Annotated in this window: 19 protein-coding genes; 13 read left to right on the top strand and 6 right to left on the bottom strand. The window is 74.4% G+C overall.

All coding sequences use genetic code 11. From position 1 onward, the window contains the following. Positions 1-24: 24 nt before the first annotated feature. The 5 genes from LDL48_RS00595 (at position 25) to LDL48_RS00575 (ending at position 6648) form a co-directional block, all read left to right on the top strand. Positions 25-1683, top strand: coding sequence for an alpha-keto acid decarboxylase family protein (locus LDL48_RS00595; RefSeq protein ID WP_225252937.1), 1659 nt, complete (start codon positions 25-27; stop codon positions 1681-1683). Between the two features lie 15 nt (positions 1684-1698). Further along, complete coding sequence (locus LDL48_RS00590; RefSeq protein ID WP_225252936.1) at positions 1699-3102, top strand: glycoside hydrolase family 15 protein; 1404 nt, start codon at positions 1699-1701, stop codon at positions 3100-3102. A gap of 68 nt (positions 3103-3170) precedes the next feature. Next, a complete protein-coding gene (locus tag LDL48_RS00585) occupies positions 3171-5048 on the top strand; it encodes a GMC oxidoreductase (RefSeq protein WP_225252935.1) in 1878 nt (625 codons plus the stop codon). A gap of 14 nt (positions 5049-5062) precedes the next feature. After that, positions 5063-6172 (top strand): ferritin-like domain-containing protein, encoded by a 1110-nt coding sequence (locus LDL48_RS00580; RefSeq protein WP_225252934.1) that lies wholly within the window; start codon positions 5063-5065, stop codon positions 6170-6172. Then, complete coding sequence (locus LDL48_RS00575) at positions 6169-6648, top strand: hypothetical protein (protein WP_225252933.1); 480 nt, start codon at positions 6169-6171, stop codon at positions 6646-6648. The genes LDL48_RS00580 and LDL48_RS00575 overlap by 4 nt, the downstream gene beginning before the upstream one ends. A 34-nt stretch (positions 6649-6682) precedes the next feature. On the opposite strand, the gene LDL48_RS00570 is transcribed toward LDL48_RS00575, so the two are convergent. Beyond that, on the bottom strand, positions 6683-7861 hold the full coding sequence (locus LDL48_RS00570; protein WP_225252932.1) for a hypothetical protein: 1179 nt from the start codon (positions 7859-7861) through the stop codon (positions 6683-6685). A 342-nt stretch (positions 7862-8203) separates the two neighbouring features. Here LDL48_RS00570 and LDL48_RS00565 point away from each other — a divergent pair, with 342 nt between their 5' ends. Continuing rightward, positions 8204-8788, top strand: coding sequence for a copper chaperone PCu(A)C (locus LDL48_RS00565; RefSeq protein WP_225252931.1), 585 nt, complete (start codon positions 8204-8206; stop codon positions 8786-8788). 17 nt (positions 8789-8805) lie between these two features. After that, positions 8806-9981 (top strand): Dyp-type peroxidase, encoded by a 1176-nt coding sequence (locus LDL48_RS00560; protein ID WP_225252930.1) that lies wholly within the window; start codon positions 8806-8808, stop codon positions 9979-9981. 230 nt (positions 9982-10211) lie between these two features. Here LDL48_RS00560 and LDL48_RS00555 read toward each other — a convergent pair whose 3' ends face one another. Continuing rightward, positions 10212-10778, bottom strand: coding sequence for a copper resistance CopC family protein (locus tag LDL48_RS00555; protein WP_225252929.1), 567 nt, complete (start codon positions 10776-10778; stop codon positions 10212-10214). A gap of 234 nt (positions 10779-11012) precedes the next feature. Between LDL48_RS00555 and LDL48_RS00550 the strand changes: the two genes are divergently transcribed. Further along, positions 11013-11585 (top strand): sigma-70 family RNA polymerase sigma factor, encoded by a 573-nt coding sequence (locus LDL48_RS00550; protein ID WP_225252928.1) that lies wholly within the window; start codon positions 11013-11015, stop codon positions 11583-11585. Here LDL48_RS00550 and LDL48_RS00545 read toward each other — a convergent pair. The 4 genes from LDL48_RS00545 to LDL48_RS00530 are packed head-to-tail and all read right to left on the bottom strand — an operon-like array spanning position 11560 to position 14852. Continuing rightward, a complete protein-coding gene (locus LDL48_RS00545) occupies positions 11560-12210 on the bottom strand; it encodes a class I SAM-dependent methyltransferase (RefSeq protein WP_225252927.1) in 651 nt (216 codons plus the stop codon). The genes LDL48_RS00550 and LDL48_RS00545 overlap by 26 nt on opposite strands. A 10-nt stretch (positions 12211-12220) precedes the next feature. Then, positions 12221-13330, bottom strand: a complete 1110-nt coding sequence (locus LDL48_RS00540) for a serine hydrolase domain-containing protein (protein ID WP_225252926.1) — start codon at positions 13328-13330, stop codon at positions 12221-12223. After that, positions 13330-13995, bottom strand: coding sequence for a class I SAM-dependent methyltransferase (locus LDL48_RS00535; RefSeq protein WP_225252925.1), 666 nt, complete (start codon positions 13993-13995; stop codon positions 13330-13332). Before LDL48_RS00535 ends, LDL48_RS00540 begins: the two co-directional genes overlap by 1 nt. Before the next feature lie 2 nt (positions 13996-13997). Beyond that, complete coding sequence (locus LDL48_RS00530; protein WP_225252924.1) at positions 13998-14852, bottom strand: glycosyltransferase domain-containing protein; 855 nt, start codon at positions 14850-14852, stop codon at positions 13998-14000. A gap of 275 nt (positions 14853-15127) precedes the next feature. On the opposite strand from LDL48_RS00530, the gene LDL48_RS00525 reads away from it, so the two are divergent. Genes LDL48_RS00525 through LDL48_RS00505 form a run of 5 tightly spaced genes read left to right on the top strand, consistent with a single transcriptional unit; the run spans position 15128 to position 23175 of the window. Then, a complete protein-coding gene (locus LDL48_RS00525; RefSeq protein ID WP_225252923.1) occupies positions 15128-16636 on the top strand; it encodes a class I adenylate-forming enzyme family protein in 1509 nt (502 codons plus the stop codon). Then, positions 16633-17898, top strand: coding sequence for a condensation domain-containing protein (locus LDL48_RS00520; RefSeq protein WP_225252922.1), 1266 nt, complete (start codon positions 16633-16635; stop codon positions 17896-17898). Before LDL48_RS00525 ends, LDL48_RS00520 begins: the two co-directional genes overlap by 4 nt. Next, positions 17880-19706 (top strand): fatty acyl-AMP ligase, encoded by a 1827-nt coding sequence (locus tag LDL48_RS00515; protein ID WP_225252921.1) that lies wholly within the window; start codon positions 17880-17882, stop codon positions 19704-19706. Before LDL48_RS00520 ends, LDL48_RS00515 begins: the two co-directional genes overlap by 19 nt. After that, the gene (locus LDL48_RS00510) at positions 19703-21460 is read left to right on the top strand and encodes an acyl-CoA dehydrogenase family protein (RefSeq protein WP_225252920.1); all 1758 of its coding nucleotides are present in this window, start codon (positions 19703-19705) and stop codon (positions 21458-21460) included. The genes LDL48_RS00515 and LDL48_RS00510 overlap by 4 nt, the downstream gene beginning before the upstream one ends. Beyond that, positions 21457-23175: an acyl-CoA dehydrogenase family protein gene (locus LDL48_RS00505; RefSeq protein WP_225252919.1), complete on the top strand. Its 1719-nt coding sequence runs from the start codon at positions 21457-21459 to the stop codon at positions 23173-23175. Before LDL48_RS00510 ends, LDL48_RS00505 begins: the two co-directional genes overlap by 4 nt. The last annotated feature ends 21 nt before the right edge of the window (positions 23176-23196 follow it).

Below are 23196 nucleotides of genomic sequence, written 5' to 3'. Positions count from 1 at the left end.
CGGCACCGGGCGGGGGCCTGAAACATGCAACCGGAATACACGGTAGGGCAGTACCTGGTCGACCGGCTCCACCAGCTGGGCCTGGCCCACCTGTTCTCCATCGCGGGCGACTATTCGATCGGCTGGGTGAACGGCTACGTCGAGCCGAGCCCGATCGAGGTGGTCGAGGAGGTGAACGAACTCAACGCCGGCTACGCGGCCGACGGCTACGCGCGGCTAAACGGCATCGGCGCGCTCTGCGTCACCTACTCCGCGGGCGCGCTGTCCGCGGTCAACGCCATCGCGGGCGCCTACGTGGAGAAGGTGCCGGTCGTCCTGATCAACGGCACGCCGAGCATCAAGAAGACGCTCGCCTTCGAGCAGACCGGCGTCAGTTCGCATCACTTCATCACCGGGCGCGAGACGGACCTGCAGTCGTTCGAGCACATCACGGCGGCGGCGGTGCGGATCGACAGTCCGGACGTCGCGCCGATGCTGATCGACTACGCGCTGACCACCTGCATCTCGGAGAAGCGGCCGGTCTACCTGGAACTGCTCCAGGACATGATCGACCTGGCCTGCCAGCCGCCGGACGGCGTGCTGGAACCGGCCCGGGCCCGGTCCGATCAGGCCAACCTGGAGCAGTCGGTCACCCGGATCGGCGAGCGGCTGACCGCCGCCGCCAGGCCGCTGGTCTGGGTGGGGGTGGAGGTCGACCGCCTCGGCCTGCACGACAAGGCGTCGGACCTCATCCGGCACCTGAACGTCCCGTACGTCACCGAGCTGCTGAGCAAGGCGGTGCTGTCCGAGGACGACGTGTTGTTCGCCGGGGTGTTCGACGGCCGGGCCTCGTCGCCGGCCGTCCAGGACCTGGTGACGGAGGCCGACTTCGTCCTGGCCCTCGGGGTCTGGCTGACCGACATCAACTCGCTGGGCTGGGACGTCGACTTCGGCAAGACCGCGTTCGTGTCGTGGGACACCGTCAAGGACGGCACCTACTTCAGTCCGCAGGTCGCCCTCGAGCACCTGATCGACGGCCTGCTGGCGAGCCGGCCCACGGTGTCGTCGCCGGGTCGGCCGCCGGCCGTCGCCCGGGACCCGCTCTCCCTGGGCCCCGCCGGTGACGAGATCACCTATCAGGGCTTCTACCAGACGATCCCGCAGTACGTCGACGAGAACACCATCGTGGGCAGCGACGCGAGCCTGAACTACTTCGGCAGCCTGCTGCTCAAGGTGCCCACGGCCGGGAGTTTCATCGCGCAGTCGTCGTACTCCGCGATCGGTTACATCGGCCCGGCCGCGACCGGTGTCTGTCTGGCGAAGAGCGACCGGCAGCGGGTCATGGTCTTCGCCGGGGACGGCGGGTTCCAGATGACCGCGCAGTGTCTCTCGGTGCAGACCCGCTTCGGGCTCGACCCGATCATCTTCGTCATCAACAACGGGGTCTACGGCGTCGAGCAGTGGCTCGCCGACGCGTCGGTCTTCAGCACCGCGAAGCCGTTCTACCAGTCCTGCGTCCTGCACCCGTGGAAGTACCACAAGCTGGCCGAGGTGTTCGGCTGTCAGGGCTGGCGGGTCAGCACCTACGTGGAACTGAAAGAGGCCATGGCGGGGGCTCTGGCCAATGTGGACAGTCCGTCCATCATCGAGGTCGTGGTCGCGGAGAAGTCGATCCCCGACAACGCCACATGGAAGAACGACTAGGCTGAGGAGCCGGACATGACGGCAACAACTCTGGCGGCCGGCACGCATGCCCGGGCCCGGACCGCACCCGAACTGGCCGGGCCCCGGGCCGGAAACGCCAGGGCCGTGGTGCAGCGCACCGACTTCCAGGTGATCGCGCAGCACATGCTCATCCTGATGATGCGCAACGTGGCCGCGGACGGCTTCCTGTTCGAGGACCCGGTGCAGCCGGGCCGGTTCGCCACACCCGGATGCGTCATCGCCGCCCCGTCGTACCCGGCGAACTCCCCGGGGGTCGACCAGGACTACGTGTTCAACTGGACCCGCGACGCGGCCATCACGGCGATGGAACTGGCCGCGACGAACATGCCGGCCAGACCGGGTGGCGGCGTCGGGCCGCTGGAGGACTACGTCCGGTTCGCCGCGATCTGCCAGGGCAACGCCATGCCGACCCTCGCCCACGCCTGCTTCACCATCGAGGGCAACTCGCGCCCATGGACCGAGCAGAACGACGGACCGGCCCTGCAGACCGTGGCGATCCTGCAGGCCTTCGCCCAGCTGGACGGGCCCACCCAGGACCTCGCCCGTCAGGTGATCGACCGCAACCTGGACTTCCTCGTCGGCGCCTACCAGCAGCCGACGACCAGCCTGTGGGAAGAGCACTCCGGCTACTCGTTCTTCGCCCGGGCCGTGCAGCTGCGCTGCTTCCGCGAGATCGCGGCCAACACCATCGGGGTCACCGTGCCCCCGGGTTGCCAGGAGGCGGCCGGCTGGCTGCAGGACGCGCTGGCCGGACACTGGGACGGCACCCGCTACCTCACCCTCATCGGCGACGCCGAGCCCCCCACCGACCCGGCCGGCCCGGGCTACGACCCGAACATCGACATCGTCATGGCGGCGATCTACGGTGCCGTGCCGATCGGCGACCCGCGCCTGCTCGCCACCGCGGCCGAACTCCGCCGGCAGTGGTCGGACCCGGCCGCACCCACGGTCTACCCGGTGAACCTGGCCGACCAGGACCTCGGCATCGGGCCGATGCTGGGCCGCTACCCGGCCGACACCTACGACGGCGACGTGGCGGACCCGGTCGAGGGCGGCCACCCCTGGGCGCTGACCACCTGCAACTTCGCGGAGCTGTACTACCGGCTGGCGAGCGCGGTGCGCGGCACCGGATCGGTCCCGTACCAGGAGCTCTCGGCGCCCTTCTTCGCTCAGGTCGGGGTCGCCGCGGACACCCCGCCGCAGGACGCGGCCGACGCACTGGAGCACGCCGGCGACCGGATGCTGCAGGCCGCCATCTACCACAGCGACAACCTCGAACTGAGCGAGCAGTTCGACGGCACCACCGGCTACTGCCGCAGCGTGAGCAACCTGACCTGGAGCTACGCCGCCTACCTGTCGGCGGTCCGGGCCAAGACCGGACTGGCCGTGCAGGGCTGACCGGGCAGGCTGACCGTACCGGGCTGACCGCCGCCGACCGACTCTCCGTACGTCCGAAGGAAGCTGCCGTGATCTTTCCCGAAGGGGCCAGCGCCCGCACCAGCCCGGCGGCCGTCGCCGGCCGGGTCTACGACGTCGTCATCGTCGGTGCCGGAATCGCCGGCGCGGTCATCGCCGACCGGCTCAGCCGCGAGGGCCGCTCGGTGCTGGTGCTCGAAGCCGCCCCGGCCGAAGACCTGACCATCAAGGGCTACGAGGCCTACCTGACCGACTTCTACGCCGCGGCGAGCAAGGACAACCAGTCGCCGTACCCGGTCATCGAGCCCGTTCCGATGCCCCGCAGCACCGACGCCCGCCCGATCCGGCCCGGCGGGCCCAACACGAACGGGTACCTGGTGCAGAACGGGCCGCACTCCACCGACACCACCTACACCCGGGTGCTCGGCGGCACCACCATGCACTGGGAAGGGAAGATCCTGCGGATGCTGCCGCAGGACTTCGAGCTCGCCGAGCAGCGCGGGCAGGGCCCGAAATGGCCACTCGGGTACGCCGACCTGGAGCCGTTCTACCGCGAGGCGGAACGCGAGATCGGGGTGTCCGCGGACATCGAGGATCAGCGGTACCTCGGGCTCACGTACCCGCCGAACTACGTGTTCCCGATGCGCGGGCTACCGCCGTCCTACCTCGACCAGATGGTCGCCCGGGGCGTCGACGGCACCCGGGTGGAGCTGGACGGCGAGGAGTTCTCGCTCAAGGTGCGCCCGTTCCCGCAGGGCCGCAACGGGATCCCGAACCCCGCCTACGACGCGGGACGCGGATTCGTGCCGGTGGGCGCGGTCAGCACCAGCCAGGTCGACGAGGGCGAACGGTGCCAGGGCAACAACAACTGCGTCCCGCTGTGCCCGGTGCAGGCGAAGTACCACGCCGGCAAGACCCTGGCGAAGGCCCTCGACCGGAACGTCGACCTGCTGGCCCAGTCCGTGGCCTACCAGGTGCACACCGACCCGGAGACCGGCCGGGTGACGCAGATCGAGTACCGCCACTACCACGATCCGAACTCCGCCGAGTACCAGACCGGATTCGCCCGCGGGCGCACGTACGTGCTGGCCACCAACGCGATCGAGAACGCGCGGCTGATGCTCGCGTCCGGTCTGCAGAGCCGCAGCGACCTCGTCGGCCGCAACCTGATGGACCACGCGTACCTGCTCACCTGGGCGCTACTGCCGGAGATCGCCGGCACGATGCGGGGGACGAACTGCACCTCGGGCATCGTGGACCTGCGCGGCGGCCGCTTCCGGCGGGACCAGGCCAGCTTCAGCATCGACATCCACAACGACGGCTGGGGCTGGCCCACCGGCGCCCCGGTGTCCGACCTGGTCCGGATCGTCGACCAGAACACCTACGGGTTCGACCTGCGCCGGTCGCTGGTCGACCAGGTCAGCCGGCAGCTGCTGTTCGCCCACATGATCGAGGTCCTGGCCGAACCGGAGAACCGGGTCACCGTCGACCCGCGCTACCGCGACCGGCTGGGCAACATGCGCCCGGTGATCTCCTTCCGGGTGCCCGACTACACCATGCGCGGTGCGGCCTTCGCCCGCCGGCTGTCCCGGCAGCTGTTCGAGCGGCTCGGGGCGCAGGACCACACCAGCTACGACCCGTCCGAGTACGGGTACGTGGAGTTCGAGGGGGAGGGCTACCGGATCCTCGGCGGCAACCACCTGGCCGGCACCCACATCATGGGCACCAGCCCCGGAACCTCGGTGGTGGACGACAACCAGCGCAGCTGGGAGCACGAGAACCTCTACCTGGTCGGCGGCGGCAGCATGCCCACCATCGGCACCGCGAACACCACCGTGACCGCCACGGCGCTCTGCCTGCGCACGGCCCGGCACCTGCTGCACGAGCTCCGGCACCAGGACCAGCCGGTGGCCCTCGCCACCCACTGAACGATAGGCGCGACATGACATCACAGACCCAGCTCCTGGACCGTCCGCTGCCGGCGGAGATCGACACCGTCGCCGACCTCGAGGCGTACCTCAACGCCGCCCTGCGCCTGGAACACGCCACGATCCCGCCGTACCTGACGGCGCTGTACTCCCTGCACCCCGGCACCAACTCCGACGCCCGGCACGTGATCCGGGTGGTGGCGGTCGAGGAGATGCTGCACCTGACGCTCGTGGCCAACGTGATGAACGCCATCGGCCGCCGGGTGGACCTCACCGCGGACGACTTCGTCCCGGCCTATCCCGCACACCTGCCCAGCGGCGAGACCGACTTCCTGGTGAGCGTGCAGCCGTTCTCGCCGGCCGCGGTGACGACGTTCCTGAACATCGAGCGCCCGGCGAAGGCACCGAGCGAGGGCAGGCGCCTGCTGCCGTACTCCGACGACCTCGGCGCCGGCACCGTGCTGGCGGCCAGCCCGCTCAACCCCGGCGTGCGGTTCTACAGCATCGGGGAGTTCTACGCCGAGATCGATCGCGGTCTGCGCCATCTCGACCACGAGTACCGGCAGCGGGGCGAGGAACTCTTCTCCGGTGACCCCGCCTGGCAGGTCACCGAGGAGTACTTCTACTCCGGCGGCGGCGAGGTGGTACCGGTGACCGACCTCGCCTCCGCGCTGCGGGCGCTGACCCTGATCGCCGAGCAGGGCGAGGGCCTCGGCGGCGGGATCTACGACGGCGAGGGCGAGCTGTCGCACTACTACCGGTTCGAACAGATCCAGCTGGCCCGCTACTACCAGAAGGGCGACGTCGCCGCCCGCCCCAGCGGGCCACGACTGGACGTCGACTTCTCCGCGGTCTATCCGGTCGCGATCGACACCGAGCTGGCCGACTACCCCGCCGGCACACCGGCGTTCGAGGCCGCGGAGACCTTCAGCCGGACGTACGCCGACTTCCTCGCCTACCTCACCGCGGCGTACCACGGCCAGCCGCACCAGCTGCTGGACGCCGTCGCCTGGATGTTCCGGCTGCGGGACGACATGAACCGGCTGATCCGCAACCCGTTCCCCGGCCGGCCCGGGGTGCACGCGTCACCGGTGTTCGGACGCGGCCCGCTGGAGCGCTCATGAGCCTCGACGACTTCGTCGCCTTCTCCTCGGAGGTCACCGGCTTCACCGAGTTCGACCTGCTCGGCACCGGTCAGGCGCAGTCCTACCGGGACACCGTGGCCGGGGTGGTCGGCGAACAGGGGCTCGCGGAGCTGCTGAGCGCGTACCGCCGGGAGGTGACCGAACTCTCCGACGAGCAGCTCCGCGCCGAGCAGCTCACCCGGTCGGTGCTCGGCGACCCGCGCCTGGGGCCGCTCGCCCGGAACATCATCAAGCTCTGGTACTGCGGGGTCTGGTTCGGCCTTCCCGGCCACGAGGACACGTTCACCGCGTCGCCGCAGGCGTACCCCCAGGGTCTGCTCTGGTACGCGATCGGCGCCAACCCGCCCGGCGCGCGCGCCCCCGGCTACGGCTCGTGGGCCGGGCCGCCGCGCATTCCGGCGCTGCCGGCATCGCCGATCCCGCGCTCCCTGACCCGGAACCCGTCGGCGGGCTGAGCCGCGGTCCCGCGTCCGGCCGCGCGGACCGGACTCAGGACGCCGGGCCGGCGGGCACCCGGTGGATGGCGAACGGAATGAACACCCGGTCGCCGGCCCTCGGGTGCAGGACGTCCTCGCTCTGCACGACGTAACAGTTGTCCGGGGTGTTCCGGCTGGTGTACAGGACGAGGTGCGCCTGACCGTCGGCGTCCGTGGTGGCGGTGTGGGTCGCCTGGTAGGAGTGGGTGTACTCGGCCGGACGCGGGTTGCAGGAGTACAGGTGCACCATGGTGGGCCGGCCCGGGGGCAGGCCGCCGAGCAGCACGTCGACGGGCGTGCCCGGAGTGAGGCGCAGCGGTGCCACCGTCATGATCGGGCGGTCGGTCGGCGTCGCGGCGAACCGGGCGAGCCGGTGCACATCGCCCTGGCTGGCGTCCACGATGTAGCGCCCCAGCGGGCTGCCGGGGGTGAGCGGGTACAACGGCTGCGCCTCGCCGTTCCGGTCGAGGGTCGCCATCAGGGTGTGCGTCCGCCCCTTCGGCGACGTGATCTCCACCCGCACCGGGAGCTGCGGGTCCCAGCCGACCAGGCAGACCTTCACCGCGCTCGGGCGGACCGCGACCTCCTTGATCCGGACCTCCTGGGTCATGCCGGCCCCGCTCGGTACGCAGTCCTGCGCGCCGCCGACGAAGAAGTCGAGCTGCGCGGCGACGCCCTCGGGCGGTGCCTGGTCGCGCCCGAGCAGCTCGTCCATCGACGCGTCGTGCGTCCTGGCGCGGGTGGCCGGACCGGTCCCGCCGGACCCGCCCGGCGGGGCGGTCGCGCCGGGCCGCGTTCCCGAGCCGGAACCGCGCGTCGAGCCGGTGGCGGGGGAGGACGCGGAACGAACCGGCGACGGCGCGTCCGCCCGCGCGGCGCCCTGCGACGCCGACCCGGACGGCGCCGGGACCGGCGGCGACGGCATCGGCGGGGACGGCATCGGCGGGGACGGCACCGGCGGGGACGGGACCGGCGGGGACGGGACCGGCGGCGACGGCACCAGCGGAGACGGGCCGGGGGCGGGGCCCGGGCCGGGCGGCCGGCCCGGGGAGGACGGGACGACTGTGGAGGGTGACACGGCGGGCTGCGCGCCCGGATCGTCGGCCGTCAGCCCGACCAGGAGGCCCGACGAGGCCACGGCGAGCGCCACCATCGGCACCACGACGCGGCGGTGCACCATGGAACGGATCACCGCGTCCCCCCACTCACCGGCGGGGAGAGAGAGCGGCCGGCCCGGTCGGGCAACGATCCGTGCTCCTCCGCGCCGCGTCGACGGCGCGCCGTACCGGGCATCTCCGCCATCGCCCCCCTGACGCCGTGCCGGAATCCTGGCAGTCTCCCAGCCGTCCGGCGGGACGCGCCAGTCCTGGGACTGTCCGATCAACGGCTCCCGGGACCGGTGCCGCGCTCCGGCGCCGGTCGCCGCCGTGCGCGTCGCGGCCGGCGATCGCGGTGCGGGCCGGATCACATGGCGGGAACTCGGCGGACATCGCGTGCGACAGACCCCGTGACACCGAACGAAGGACACGGACATATGCAGACAACATGGCGTACCGGCGCGCGACGCGGCGCGCTCGCTTCGACGGCGCTGGGGATCACGCTCGCGTTGGCCGGATGTGGCGACGGCGATGCCACGGCCGCGGCGCCCGCCCCGGCGCCGCCCGCGTCCGCGGCCGCGGCGCTGACCGTCAAGGACCCGTGGGTGAAGGCGACCGGAGCCGGCGTGATGACCGCCGCGTTCGGGGTGCTGGTGAACGGCACCGGCGCCGACGTCACAGTGGCGGGGGCCAGCTCACCGGCCTCGCCGATGGAGTTGCACGAGATGGCGGTGCAGGACGGCAAGATGGTGATGCGGCCGAAACCGGCCGGGTTCGTGGTGAAGGCCGGGAGCACCCACGAGCTGTCGCCCGGCGGCGACCACCTGATGTTGATGAACCCCGGCGCCGCCATCGAGGCCGGCGACGAGGTGGCGTTCACCCTGACCCTGGGGGACGGGTCCACCGTGCCGTTCACCGCGATCGCCAAGCCGTTCGCCGGCGCCGGCGAGAGCTACGCGCCCGGCATGTCGATGCACCCCTCGGGTACGCCGATGGCCCCGATGGCCGGCGCCACCCCGTGACCGCCCGGCCGGGACCGGTGAGCCGGCGGCGTCTGCTCACCGGCGGCGCGGTGGCCGGCCTGGGTGCGGTGACGGGCGCCGTGGCGACCGGCGTGGCCGCGTCCCGGCGGGACGGTGCCTCCCCGGTGGTCGCCGGGGACGCCGCCGCCGGGGTGGGTACCGGCACCGTGGCGTTCCACGGCCCGCGGCAGGCCGGCATCGCCGAGGACCCGCCCGCGCACGCCGCGTTCGTCGCCTTCACCCTCGCCCGGGACACCGACCGGCGCGCGCTGGCCCGGATGCTGCGCCTGCTCACCGACGACGCCGCCCGGCTCACCGGAGGCGTACCCGCGCTGGGTGACACGGACGCGGCGCTGGCGCTGCTTCCGGCCCGGTTGACCGTGACGTTCGGCTTCGGGCCCGGCCTCTACCGCGCCGCCGGCCTGGCCGCGCCGGTGGCCGACCTGCCCCGGTTCGGCATCGACCGGTTGCAGCCGCGGTGGTCCGGCGGCGACCTGCTGTTGCAGATCTGCGCCGACGACCCGCTGACCGTGGCGCACACCCAGCGGATGCTGATCAAGGACGCGCGGCCGTTCGCCACGGTGCGCTGGGTCCAGCAGGGGTTCCGCCGGGCGCCCGGGGTGCAGGCCGCCGGGCACAGCCAGCGCAACATCCTCGGCCAGCTCGACGGCACCGCCAACCCGCGCGGGGCGGTCCTCGACGCCGCGGTGTGGCGTCCGGACGGCTCGTCCACCGTGGTGGTCCGGCGGATCCGCGCCGAGATCGAGACCTGGGACCTGCTCAGCGTGGCGGACAAGGAGAACTCGGTCGGGCGGCGGATGGACACCGGCGCACCGTTCACCGGCCGGGCCGAGCACGACGAACCGGACTTCGCCGCCCTGGACGCGAGCGGCCTCCCGGTCATGCCGGACTTCGCGCACGTCACCCGCGCGCACGTCACCGACCCGGCGCTGAAGATCCTGCGCCGGCCCTACAACTACGACGGCGTGCCCGACCCCCGGGGCCGCCCGGACACCGGGCTGATCTTCGCCGCCTTCCAGCGCGACATCGTCCAGCAGTTCCTGCCGATCCAGCGGCGGCTGGCCGACAAGGACCTGCTCAACGAATGGATCACCCCGATCGGGTCCGCGGTGTTCGCCGTCCCGCCCGGGTGCGCGGCGGGTGGCTGGATCGGCGAACAGGTGCTCGGCTGACCGCCGGTCGCGGGCGGCGGCCCGGCGGCCCTGGCCTGGGCGGATGCGCCGGCGATCGGCCGGCGGTGCCGCCACCACAGTCCGGCCGCGGTGGATCACCGGGCGGCCGTTCGGCGGCGGCGCCACCCCGGCATGGCGGATCAGCCGGCGGTCGTCCGGCGGCGGCGCCACCCCGGCATGGCGGATCAGCCGGCGGTCGTCCGGCGGCGGCGCCACCCCGGCATGGCGGATCAGCCGGCGGCCGTCCGGCGGCGGCGCCACCACAGTCCGGCCGTGGCGGCGAGCAGGGCGGCGGTCCCGGCCGCGACGCCGCCGATCCAGCCCGCGGACGCGGTGCCGGGGCCGGAGGCGGAGACGGCCGGTGCGGCGGCGGTGGGTGCCGCGCCCCCGGACGGTGCCGGTGCCGTCGGTGCGTCGGCCAGGGCGGCGCGGTGGGTGAAGGCGAAACTGCCCTGCAGGGAGTGCCCGTCGAGGGACACGGTGCGCCACCCCACCCGGATCAGGCCGGCCGGTAACGCGGCAACCGCCTGCGTGACGGTGGCGTCGACCGCGACCGGGCCGCCGGTGCCGCGGGCGGTGCCGTCCGGACCGGTGACCCGTACCGTGGTGAGATCCTGCCGGACCGGCTCGCTGAACCGCAGCCGAACCTCGGTGACCTCCGCGGTGACCGTGGCGCCGTCCCCCGGGGCGGTGCCGAGCAGCCGGGCGTGGGCCGCGGCCGGCGAGGCCGGAACGAGCGTGACGGCCAGACCGGCCAGTGCCGCCGTGACCGCGGCAGCGACCCTGTGGTCTCTCATCTGGTTGGCGATCCTCTCCCGACGCGACCGGGGCGCCCCGTGGCGGGTACCCGACGGATTGGTCGTGCCGGAGACCGCCCAGGTTCCCGGAACTTCGCCGGCACCCGCGCCGACCAACCCAGGGTCGGACAGTGTTCGCTGATCGTGTCGCGTCGTCGTTGTCTGCCCCGGCAGGCCGGTCCCGCACCGGGTGGAAGCTGGCCGCCGACAACGACCGCGACGAGAGGCCCACGGGTGGACGACACCGACATCACGGCGGCGGCGCTGGCCGCCGGCCGAGGCGATCGCGCGGCCGCGACGGCATTCATCACCGCCACGCACGCCGGGCTGCGCCGGTTTCTGCGCCACCTGGCCGGGACGCGGGACGTCGACGACCTCGTCCAGGAGACGTACCTGCGGGCGTGGCGCAGCCTGCCGAGCTTCGCCGCCCGCTCGTCGGCGCAGACCTGGCTGTTCACCATCGCCCGGCGGGTCGCGGTCGATCACGTGCGCTCCGCGGTCGCCCGCCCGAGGAGCGCGCACCTGGAGGACTGGCAGGGCGCTGCCGAGACCGCGACGGCCGGGCGCGGCGTCCGCCACGAGGACAGCACGGTCCTGCTCATGCTGATCGACACGCTGGCACCGGAGCGGCGGGAGGCGTTCGTGGCGACGCAGGTGCTGGGCCTGTCATACGCGGAGGCGGCCGAGGTGTGCAACTGCCCGATCGGCACCGTCCGTTCCCGGGTGGCGCGGGCGCGGGAGGACCTGATCGAGGCGATGGCCGCCGACGGCCGGCCGGTGGTCAGGCGCGCGGCCGGTAGGGGCTGAAGAACGGCTGGTCGGTCCACTCCTCGGCCAGGGTGCCCGCCGACTCGCGGCGCCAGGCCGCCCATTTGTCGGTGCGGTGCAGTTCCACCCAGCGCGGGTCGCGGTCCAGGAAGTCGACCAGGCCCGCGGTCACCGAGGGCAGATGCAGGTCGTCGAGCACCAGCACGCCGCCGGTCACCAGGCGGCCGCCGGCGTAGAACCAGTCCAGCATCGCCATCGGGAAGCCGTGTCCGCCGTCGATCAGCACCAGGTCCAGCGGCGTCGGCTCGAGCGCGGGCAGGACCTCGTGCGAGTAACCCACCTCGACGCGCAACGGCCCGTCGTCCACCTGGCGCTCGGCCAGGTACCCGCGGAGCCGGTCGGCCTCGATGCGCCACGGCACCACGCAGGTGTGTACGCAGCCCCACATGGTGAACAGCGCGGTGGAGATGCCCAGCCCGGTCTCCAGGGTGCGGGACCCGGCGCCGCACTGCGCGGCCAGGAACTCGTAGCAGGACCGGCGGGTGCGCCACACCCCGCCGGGCGGCACCAGGCCGTAGACCGGATCGGCGAAGTGGACGTTCGGCGGGTCCGCCAGCACCTGCTCCACGGTCGCCAGCCGGCCCTCGATCTCCGTCGCGGTCATGACCCCCAAACTATGGGGACGGCAGGACGCCGGTCGTGTCCCGGTTTCCCGGGACTGGCCCGGCGGTGCCGACCTGTCCGGCGAGGTCCCGGACGAGCGCCTCGGCCATGGTGCGGTACCGCTCGTCCGGTACCGGCCGGAACCCGTTCATCGTGACGGCGAAGGCGCCGCCCGCGGTGGGCAGCGCGCCGGCCACCATGGTCCAGGCGTACCGCAGGCCGTCCGTGGTGAGCGTCAGCACCGAGCCCTGCGCACCGAAGGAGCCGTCCGGCGCGAACCGCTCGAACCCCTGGTCGTGCAGGCGCGCCGGGTATCCCATCGACCAGCGCAGCGTGGCACTGATGCCGCGGCGGAAGAAGTCCGGCCCGGGGTTCACGCTGGTGAGCAGCTGCGCCGCGAGCTGTCCGGGGCCGTCGCCGGCGCGGTCCGCGAGCACCGTGCGGTAGAAGTGGGCGAGCTGCGTGGGCGGACCGGCCAGCGCGGTCGCGAAGTCGCTGGCGGACATGACGCGGCGGATCCCGGGATTGCGCCAGACGGCCGGGTCGGCGTAGCGGGGGTTGAGGCCGGGCCGCAGCCACAGCCCACGGACCCCCATGGCGCCGAGCACGTCCTCGAACGCGAACACCGTGAACGGCAGGCCGGTCAGCCGGCGCACCAGCCCGGGCAGCAGGTCCCAGCCCGCGTTCGTGTACTCCGCGTCGACCTCGGGATTCCAGTCCCGCGGGCGGAACAGCGGCGGGTCGGTGGTGCACGGCAGATGCCCGGCCCCGGCGGAGCGGACCAGGCCGGAGCGGTAGGTGAGCAACTGGCGCAGCGTGACCGGTGGGCAGCCGGCCGCGGTGGCCAGCAGCGGGCGCAGGTCGTCGTCGGCGCCGAGACCGCCGGACAGCACGGCCCGCACCGCGACGTACGCGAGCACCGACTTGCCGGCGCAGAGCCAGTCGACCGACGGTTCGGTGCCGGAGTTCGCCGCCACCGCCGGTTCGGACAGCGCGAGCGGCGCCCCCACGACCGCGAACGCCGGCGGCCCGGAACCGGCGGCCGCGGCGTAGCAGATGCCGTCCGTCGCGCCGTCCGCGACGAGCGCCGCCGCGGCGGTGGCGGCATGGCCGAGACGCATCAGCCCGCCCGCCCGTTCGGCGCCGGAGGTACCGGGTCCCGCGGTATCCGCACGGCCGTGAGGATGTTCTGCGCGTACCACCAGGCGACTCCGGCGCGCCCGCGCAGCACCCGCCGCAGCTTCAGGCTGACCGCGAACCCCTGGTCCTCGAGCAGTTCGATCCAGTACTCCACCGGCCGCTCGTTGACGTGTCCCGGCCCGCCCTGACCGGGCACCGCCGCGGAGAACAGCAGCCGGTCGGCGCAGCGGCAGAGATCCGCCACGAACGACGGCCCGCGCCACGGCGGAAGATGTTCCGCGACCTCCAGGCACACCGTCAGGTCGGCCTGCCATCCGACGACCTCGGGCGGCAGGGGCTCGCGCAGGTCGTGCGCGACGAAGCACGTCTCGGGGACCCGCAGCCGGGGCCGGACATAGCCGCCGTCGACGCAGAGCACCGCACACCCGTGCGCCAGGAACTGCGCCGCCCAGGTGCCTTCCCCGGAGCCGATGTCGACCACCCGGCGGGTGGACATCATCTCCGTCACCAGCGGTACGACGGTCCGGGCGGAATTGTCGAAGTGCGCCCCCACGTCGTCGAAGAAGCCGGCGTCATAGATCTCGTGCGGCTCCCGGGTGTCGGCGCCGCGCTCCGGTGGCGTGACGGGCGAAGGTTCCCCTCCCACGGCTACGCCTCGACGCTCGGGGCCGGCACCCGCGGCGCCCGGCAGTGGTCGGTGAGCCAGCCGGGCAGCGAGCCCTCGTCGAGCAGGTCCAGGGCCACCGCCTTCGTGACCGACCCGGCGAAATGCAGCTGGGCCGCGCCGCTCGGCTCGGTCAGCAACTGGGGGAGACGTTCGCGTTCCCGCCGGTACGACGCGGCGGCCCGTCCCCGGTCATAGAAATCGTGCACGTCCCGCATCACCTCCCGGTGCACCACATCGGGAATGCGCGGACCGAGGAAATGGAACAGGGTGCCGTCCTGGTCGACGCCGATGGACGACTGTTCGAGGAGGCGCACCAGCGTCCAGAAATACTGATCGCTCCAGCCGTACAACTGGTCGGTGTCGTAACCGTGTGCGCGCAGCCGGGTCAGCGTTTCGAACCGGTGGACCGGTGGATCCTGGTACCGCCGGAGAAGGCGCGCGATATCCCCGGCCGGCCCGATGAATCCGCCGCTGTTGAGGTACGGGAAACGCCCGGCCGGAGGATGCGGATGCAAGGCCATGCCGATCGCGCCCAACGGCCAGCTGTTCGGCTCGCCGCTGAACACGATGCGCTTGCCGAAGCGCGCGTACGCTGTTTCGATAAAGTTCTGGCCGCGCAGGAAAAGGGTGTCGTAGGCGTCCGTGAAAACGACGATCTCGGCACCGTCCACGGTGGTGAGATACTCCGCCAGAACCCTGCGCTTGTCGGAGAATTCGAATTGCGCACCGGCCGGGTGCAGCACCACCAGATCGAGTCCCAGTGAGGCGCACGAGGGTGCCAGAAGCCGGGTGAGAAACGGATTTTCCGGATCGCTCGCAATGGTTACGATCTTCACCCGGACGAGGGAAACACGACCGTCGATGACTCGTCAAGGTGATGCCCGAGCCGCCGGGAAGTGACCGCCGGCGCGGGTGTCAAGTCACCGGTTCCGGTTTCCACCGACGTTCTTGCCCGGCCGTCCGGGCCAGGTCGATAGTGCTTGCAAGCGCTAACGGGCGCCGATTCGGACCATATTCGCGAGCGGACGGGGTCGGTCGAATTGGTGGAGATCGGCGGCGCCGCGTGGCCGCCCGCGGCGCAGAGCAGACACCTTCCGGCGGAGACCCGGCGGTGAGCACGCGGACCACGCGGCCGGCGCCCGCGCACCGGGCACCGGCCACCCGGCCGGACTCGCTCAGCGACGCGCTGCGGACCTGCGCCCGCGCCGCCGGGGACGAGATCGCGCTGGTCGCCCCGGACGGTTCTACCCTGACGTACCGGGAGTGGGACCGCCGGGCCGATCGGGTGGCCGCGGCGCTCCGCGGACGGGTTCCGCCGGGTGCCACGGTCGTCGTGCGGCTCGGCGAGCGGTCCGACGCCTGGTTCGCCGCCGCGCTGTTCGGCGCGGTCCGCTCCGGCTGCTTCCTGCTGGCGCTGGACGACGCCGCCGGACCGGACGACGTCTCCCGGGTCGCCACCCGGTACGGCGCCGTGGTCCTGACGCCGGACGACGTGCCGGCGGATCGCGGCCGGCCGGTGCTGCCGGAGCGCGCCCCGGCCGGAGGCGCCGTCGTGTTCACCGCCGGCACCACCGGCCCGCCCGCCGCGGTGCGGTGGACCCATGCCGACCTGCTCACCTGGCTGACCGGCTGGACCGGGACGCCGCAGCGGCGCCCGCACCTGAACGACTTCCCGCTGCACACCGACGCCGCGCTCGGCCGGGTGCTGCGGACCCTGCTGCGCTACCCGGGCATGCGCAGTCCCACCGGCCGTCCCGGGACGCTGGTGCGGGACCTGACCCGGCACCGGCCGGTCGACGTGCTCCTCACCGCCGCGGCCGGGCGCGTGTTCACCGGTCCCCGGCCGGCCGGACCGCCCGCGCCGGTCGCGGACGGGGTGCTGAGCGTCTACCTGGCGTTCGACTTCACCGGGCCGGAGGTGCTGCGCGGGCTGCGTACCGCGTTCCGCAACGCCGCGGTGACCAACGTGTACGGCGTCGCCGAGGCCGGACGCGGGCAGACCTGGCGTACCTACCCGGCCGGCCCGGACGGCGACCCTCCGCCCGGCGGGCCGGGCGGCGACCCGTTCTCCGATGTGGGCGTCCCCATCTTCGGCACCGAGGTCCGGGTCACCGGTCCGGCCGGTGCCCGTCTCGGCCCGGGCCGGGTGGGCCGGATCTGGCTGCGCCCGGGACTGGCCGGCACGCTGCGGTACTGCCCGCAGGACCGGCGGCCCGGCGTGTTCGCGGACGGCTGGGTGCGCACCGACGACGCCGGGCTGATCGACGAGGCCGGCCGGCTGTGGCTGGGCGGCCGGGCCGGCGATCTGCTCCCGGTGCCCGGCGGCTGGCTGACCGCGCAGCGGGTCGAGGCGGTCCTCGCCGCGATGCCGGAGGTCGCGGACGTGGCGGTGACCGGGCGCGCCGGGGAACCGCCGGTGCTGGTGGCGTCCGTGGTGCCCGGCCGGCCCGGCGACGCGGTCCCGCGGCTGATGCACCGGCGGTTGGCCGACCGGTTCGGGTCCGCGGCCGCCCGCGTGCGCGTCGAGCCGACCGGCGCGATCCGCCGGAACGCGCTCGGCAAGGCGATCCGGTGGCGGGACCCCGCAACGCGGGCGGCGGTCGAAGGACCCGGCCGGTGAGGAGCGGCGCGCTGTGCTGGGGACAGCAGTGGGCGTGGGAGCAGCAGCAGCTCCCGGCCGGCCGGCGAGCCCCGACGTTGCTGCTGCGCCGCCTGATCCCGGTACCCGACGACGCCGAGCCGGACGACCTCCGGCGCTCGGTCCTGCGCTCGGTGGCCCGCCATGCCGTGCTGCGCAGCACGTTCGCCGCCGACGGCTCCGGCGAGCCGCGGCAGCGGGTCTGGCCGGCGGAACCCGGCCGGTTGGCGTTCCGGGAGTTCACCGACGCGGCGGCGGGCGAGCGGTGGCTCGCCGGGCCGTACGACCTCGGCTCCGGCTGGCCCCTCCGCGCGGCCCTGCTGCGCACCGGGCGCCGGCGGTCCCTGGGCCTGTCGGTGCACCACATCGCGGCCGATCTGCACGGCGTCGCCGTGCTCCGCGACGAACTGCGCGGCGCACTGTCCGGCGGTCCCGCCGGTCGGCCGGAGGCGGCTCCCCGCCAGGCGCTGGACCTCGCCGCCTACGAGTCCTCGCCGGCCGGCGCGGCCACCACCGCGAAGGCGGTCCGCTACTGGCGGCGGCACGCCGGCGACCTCGACCAGATGATCCGGCGGCTGGCGGCCGGCGTCGACGGGACGCCCCGCGACGCCGGGCCCGGCTCGACGCACCGGGTCCGCACCCGGTGCGGCACGCCGTCCGCCGGTCGCCTGGAAACCGCCGGCGTGGTCGGCGCGATCGCCGTCGCCCTGGCCCGGTTCCTGCGCATCGACCGGGTGCCGTTGACGCTGCTGTCGCCGAACCGGCACCTGCCCGGCGTCCGCCGCTCGGTGTGCTCGCTCGCCCAGAGCGGGCTGTGTCCGATCGACGTGCCGTCCGCGCGGTCCCTCCCGGCCGCGGTGGCCGGCGCCTGGTCGGGGCTGCTGCGGGCACAGGCGCACGCGTACTGCGACGGCCGGGAACTCACCCGGGCGCTGGCCGGCGTGTTCACCGGCCCGCGCGGATACCCGATCACCGCGCCCAGCGTGAACATCCTCCGGGCGGAGACCGCGGACGTCCCCGGCGACGAGGGACTTGCCGGCACGTTCCCGGAGGCCGGTGCGACCGTGTCGGACCGGCCTTGCGCCGGCCTGAACTTCCACGTGCTGCTGTCCGCCCGGGAGGTGGTCCTCGAACTGCGCGCCGGAACCCACCTGATCTCCGCGGCGAGCTGCCGGGAGCTGGTGTCGGCCAGCATGCGGCTGATCCTCGACGGAGGTGACCTGGCGTGCCGGAGAGTCGCCTGAGCCCGGCCGGTACGTTCACCGGACAACTGCTGCGGCAGGTGCGGACCCGCCCGGACCACCCGGCCGTGATCTACACGGAGGACCCCGGAGCCGCCGGGGCCGAGGTCCGACTGAGTTACCGCCGGCTGCACGACGCGGCGTCGGCCCTGGCGGCACGGCTGCGGGCGGCGTACCCGGCCGGCGCCCGCCTGCTGCTCTGCTGCCCGCCCGGACCGGATTTCGTCATCGCGTTCGTCGCGTGCCAGTACGCCGGCCTGGTCGCGGTGCCCGCGCCGGGGCCGGACGGGAACACCTACCGGCGGCAGCGCCTGCTGGGCATCGCCCGGGACAGCGGCAGCCTGGCGGTGCTGACCGACGGCCGTTCCGCCGACGCCGTCCGGGCGTGGACCGACGCGGCCGGCATCGACCTTCCGGCGATCACGCCGCCGGCGGACCACGGCGCCGCACCCGCGGACCGGATCACGATCCGGTCCCGGCCCGAGGCGCTGTCGTTCCTGCAGTACACGTCCGGCTCGACCGGCGTACCCCGGGGCAGCATGATCAGCCAGCGGAACCTGGCGCGGCACTGCCGCATGTTCCGGTCGATGCTCGGCGTCACCGGCGCGGTCCCGATCGGCGGGTGGCTGCCGCTGTTCCACGACATGGGCCTCATCGGGCACGTGATCACCCCGTTGTTCTGCGGCGGCACCAGCGTGCTGATGCCACCGGCGGTGTTCCTGCGCCGCCCGGTGGCCTGGCTGCGCCTGGTGCAGCACTACGGCCTGCACATGTCCGCCGCGCCGAACTTCGCGTACGAGATGTGCACCGCCCGGGTGTCCGACGAGGAACTCCGCGACCTCGATCTGTCCCGGTGGGTGGTGGCGATCAACGGCTCGGAACCGGTGCAGGCGCGGACCGTCACCGCGTTCATCGACCGGTTCGCGCCCGCCGGACTCCGGCCGGAGACCGTCTGCCCCGGCTACGGCCTCGCCGAGGCCACGCTCGCGGTGAGCCTGAGCCGCGCCGACCGGCCACCGGCGATCACCCCGGTGGACCCCGGTGCCGTCGCCCACCACACGCTGCGGCCCACCGCCGCGGTACCCCCGGGTGCCGCGGCCGGCGGGCCGGCGCCCACCCGGCAGCTGGTCGGCAACGGCCCGGTGTCCGGGCTGGACGTCCGCATCGTCGACCCGCACACCAGGGCGGTCCGGCCGGCGGGCGCGGTCGGCGAGATCTGGGTACGGGGCCACACCGTCGCCGAGGGGTACTGGGCGCAACCCGAGGCCACCCGCGAGACGTTCGCGGCGGTCACCGCGGACGGGGAGCCCGGTTTCCTGCGGACCGGGGACCTGGGCACGTTCCACGGCGACGAGTTGTACCTCACCGGGCGGATCAAGGAGGTCCTCGTGGTGTCCGCCCGGAACCTGTACCCGCAGGACATCGAGGCGGAGGCCCGCACCTGCCACCCGGGGCTGACCGGGCTGGTCGGCGCCGCGTTCACCGTGCCGGCGCCGCAGGAGGAGGCGGTGCTGGTGCACGAGTGGCGGGCCGGCGCCGAGCGGGCGGACCCGGAAGCCGTCGCCGGCCGGCTGCAGCTGCACCTGTCCCGGGCGTTCGGGGTGGCGGTCAGCGTGGTGCTGGTACCACCGCGCACGGTGCCCCGGACGACCAGCGGCAAGGTCCGCCGGGCCGACACACGCGGGCTCTTCCTCGACGGCGCGCTGGCGCCCGCGGCGATCCGCCTGACCGTGCCGCTGGCCCGCGCCGCCGCCGGCGCCCGGTACCTCGACCCCGCACCGGCCCGGCCGCCCGGGGACGCCGCCGCATGACCGCACGCTCCTCGACCCGCGACGTGCCGGTCTACCCCGGACTGCGCCGCCTCGCCGCCGGCATCGCCGCCGCCACCACCGGGGACGGCGCCGTGTTCTCCCCGGCCGCCTGCGTGGCGCTGGACGACGCGGAGACCTTCCCGGCCGACATCTGCCGCCGGCTGGACGCGCTCGGGGTGCCGGCGTTCTACGTACCGGACCGGCTCGGCGGCGCCTGGCGCGGCCACGACGAACTGATCCACCTGATCCGGATGCTCGCCCGGCGGGACCTGACGGTCGCGATCGGGCACGCCAAGACGTTCCTGGGTGCGGTCAGCGTGTGGCTGGCCGGTGATCCGGCACAGCAGCGCCGGCTCGCCCGCCGGGTCCTGGCCGGCGCGCCCGTCGCGTGGGGACTGACCGAACCGGACCACGGCAGCGACCTGCTGGCGACGGCCACCCGGGCCGATCCGGCGCCCACCGGCTTCCGGCTGACCGGGTGCAAGTTCCCGGTCAACAGCGCCACCCGGGCCGACCTGGTCTGCCTGCTCGCCCGCACCGGCGCGGACCGCGACCCCCGGGGACTCAGCCTGCTGCTGATCGACAAGGGCCGGCTGCCGGACGGTACGGTCCGCTGCCTGCCCCGCGCCCGTACCGTCGGCATCCGCGGCGCGGACATCAGCGGTCTCGAACTGCTCGGCGCGCCGGCCGGGCCGGAGACGCTCGTCGGGCCGGCCGGCAGCGGCCTGGAAACGGTCCTGCGGGCGCTGCAGCTGACCAGGGTGGCGGTCACCGGCCTGTCGCTGGGCGCCGCGGACCACGCCCTGCGGCTGACCCGGGACGTGGTGCTGCGGCACCGGTGGCGCGGCCGCCCGCTGGCCGAGGTCCCGCACGTACGGCGGGCGCTGGGCGAGCAGTGCGCCCGGGCGTTCGCCGCCGAGGCGGTCGGCGTGTTCGCCGGCCGGCTGACCCACACCACCCCGGACGAGCTCCCGGTGGTCTCCGCGCTGGCGAAGGCGTTCGTACCCATGGCGGTGGACGAGCTGATCGCCGGCTGCGCCGACCTGCTCGGTCCCGGACCGTTGCCGACCGGCCGGGTGCCGGCCGGCGCCTTCGCCAAGCTGGAGCGGGACCACCGCATCGTCGGCATCTTCGACGGCAGCACCGTGGTCAACCGGGCCGCCGTGGCGCACCACTTTCCGGTGCTGGCGCACGGGTGGCGGTCCGCCGCCGGATCGCACGCCGCGGTCCGGCGGGCCGCGGACCTGCGCGCCGGCCTCGGGCCGATCGGCGCGCTGCCCCTGACCTCGCGGACCGGCTGTTCCGCGGTGCAGTCGCTGCCGGCCGCGGTCGCCGAGCTGGACGGGCCCGCCCGCGACCTGGGCACCGCCCTGGTCGCCGCCGCCGACCGGCTGCACCACGACCTGGCGCGCGCTCCGTCCACCGTGCGGGGGGTCTCGGCGGAGGCGTTCGACCTGGTCGAGCGGTACGAGTGGTGCTTCGCCGCGGCGGCGGCCGTGCACCTGTGGCTGGCCAACCACACCGCGCGACGGGAAGGCCCGGAGAGCGCGGGCGGCTGGTGGGACGACGCGCGGTGGCTGCGCGCGGTGCTGACGCTCACGCTGTCCCGGCTCGGGTGCCCGGTCCCCGCCGCCACCGCCACGGTCTTCGACGAGCTGTCCACGGTGCTGGCCGGACACGGCCCGCCGACCCTGCTCGCCGACGCCGACGCCGACGCCGACGCCGACGCGGATACGGCCGGAGGCGAGCGATGACACCGGGAGGGACCGCCCGGGTGGCGGAGCTGGAGCGGCTGCTGAGCGACCTCTGGGAGGCCGGCGGGCCGTTGCCGTACACCGCCGTCCTGGCCGCCGACGAACGTGCCGAGCTGTGCGCCGAGGGCCGGCGCCTGCTGCACCGGGCGGGGTTCACCGCCGAGTTCGTCCCGGCCGCGCTCGGTGGCCGGCTGGCGCGGCTCGACGAGCTGGTCGCGGCCGCCCGGACGGTGTGCCGCCGCGATCCGACGCTGGCACTGGGGCACGGGCTGGGCTCGTTCCTGGCCGCCGCCACCGTGTGGACGTCCGGGACCGCGGACCAGCGCCGGCGGGTGGCCGCACTGGTACTGGCCGGCGGCACGGTCGCCACGGTCTGCCCGGACCTGGCGCACGGCGACGATCCGTACCGCGGCACGGTGACCGCCCACCCGGACGGCACCGGAAACCTGCGGGTGAGCGGTCGTGCCGACGCCGTGCCGGACGGCGGCCGGGCCGACGCGCTCGTCCTGCTCGCCGACGTGGGCCGGCCGGCCGACGCCGACGGCGCCGGCCTGGCCCATCTGCTGGTGGACACCGCGACGCTGCCACCCGGTGGCGTGACGCGCCCGGCCCGGCCGGCCACCGCCGGCCTGCGCGGGCTGGCCCTGGGCGGAGTGCGGTTCCGGGACTGCCCGGTGCCCGGCTCGGCGCTGCTCGGCACGCCCGGCGGGGGCGCCGACGCGGCCGCGCGGGCGGCCCAGGTCACCCGCGCGTGCCTGGCCGGGACGCTGCCCGGTGCGCTCGACACCGGGCTGCGCACGGTGCTGCGGTTCGCCACCCGGCGGCGGCTCTACGGGCAGGGCATGGATGCCCTGCCCGCCGTCCGTGCCGCGCTCGCGGACGCGTTCGCCGACCTGCTCATCCTCGACGCGGTCGGCACCGTGACGGCCCGCGCGCTGCACGTCCTGCCCGAGCAGGCGGGCGCACCGGCCTCCGCGGCGCTGTACACCGTGGGACGACGGCTGACCGCGGCCATGGACCGGCTGTCCCGCGTCCTCGGCGCCCACTCCTACCTCCGGGACGGCGAGTACGGCATCTTCCAGAAGGTGCGCCGGGACGCGGCCCTCGCCGTGTCCGGCTACGCCGCGCCCACCACCTGTCTGCGGACCGTGCTGCGGTACCTGCCGGGACTGGCGGACCGGACGCCGGCCGGGACCCCGCCGCCGGTCGCCGGCCAGGTGTACCGGGACGGGGCCGCGGTGCCGGAGCTGTCCTTCGACCGGCTCACCACGCGCGCCGGCCGCGTCGACGCCCTGGCCGGTGCCCTGCATCACGGCCGCCGGGCCGCGGCCGGTGCCGATCCGGAGCTGCACCGCCTCGCCACGGCGTTCTGCGCGGAGCTGGCCGGCCTCGGCCGGCAGGGCGCACGGCTGCGCCCACCGGATCTGGGACCGCACGCCCGCCCGGAGGCGCTGGCCCTGGCCGCCCGGTACGCCACCGTGCTGGCCGCGTCCGCCTGCCTGAACGTCTGGGCGCACCGGCCCCGGGACGGCTTCCTCGGCGATCCGGCGTGGGCGGTCGCCGCATTGCACCGGCTGGCCGGCGCGGCGGGGCTGCCGGCCGGCGCGGCACCGGGGCCCGCCGCCGCGTACCGCCCGGCGCTGTACCGCGAGCTGACCGACCGGTTCGCCGGCCGGCGCACGTTCGACCTGGCCGACCGGCCACCGGCCGGGTGACCGGCCGACTTCGACCCGGGG

This window comes from Jidongwangia harbinensis, assembly GCF_020216025.1.
Taxonomy (GTDB): domain Bacteria; phylum Actinomycetota; class Actinomycetes; order Mycobacteriales; family Micromonosporaceae; genus Actinoplanes; species Actinoplanes harbinensis.
Note: the sequence above shows the minus strand (reverse complement) of the source record. Positions and strands in the feature narration are given on the sequence as shown.

What these genes read in the sequence shown, in the direction of transcription:
- LDL48_RS00510 (WP_225252920.1), top strand. Translation starts at nt 19,703, where the DNA reads ATGACCGCACGCTCCTCGACCCGCGACGTGCCGGTCTACCCCGGACTG.
- LDL48_RS00595 (WP_225252937.1), top strand. Translation starts at nt 25, where the DNA reads ATGCAACCGGAATACACGGTAGGGCAGTACCTGGTCGACCGGCTCCAC.
- LDL48_RS00575 (WP_225252933.1), top strand. Translation starts at nt 6,169, where the DNA reads ATGAGCCTCGACGACTTCGTCGCCTTCTCCTCGGAGGTCACCGGCTTC.
- LDL48_RS00580 (WP_225252934.1), top strand. Translation starts at nt 5,063, where the DNA reads ATGACATCACAGACCCAGCTCCTGGACCGTCCGCTGCCGGCGGAGATC.
- LDL48_RS00555 (WP_225252929.1), bottom strand. Translation starts at nt 10,778, where the DNA reads ATGAGAGACCACAGGGTCGCTGCCGCGGTCACGGCGGCACTGGCCGGT.
- LDL48_RS00545 (WP_225252927.1), bottom strand. Translation starts at nt 12,210, where the DNA reads ATGACCGCGACGGAGATCGAGGGCCGGCTGGCGACCGTGGAGCAGGTG.
- LDL48_RS00505 (WP_225252919.1), top strand. Translation starts at nt 21,457, where the DNA reads ATGACACCGGGAGGGACCGCCCGGGTGGCGGAGCTGGAGCGGCTGCTG.
- LDL48_RS00565 (WP_225252931.1), top strand. Translation starts at nt 8,204, where the DNA reads ATGCAGACAACATGGCGTACCGGCGCGCGACGCGGCGCGCTCGCTTCG.
- LDL48_RS00590 (WP_225252936.1), top strand. Translation starts at nt 1,699, where the DNA reads ATGACGGCAACAACTCTGGCGGCCGGCACGCATGCCCGGGCCCGGACC.
- LDL48_RS00540 (WP_225252926.1), bottom strand. Translation starts at nt 13,330, where the DNA reads ATGCGTCTCGGCCATGCCGCCACCGCCGCGGCGGCGCTCGTCGCGGAC.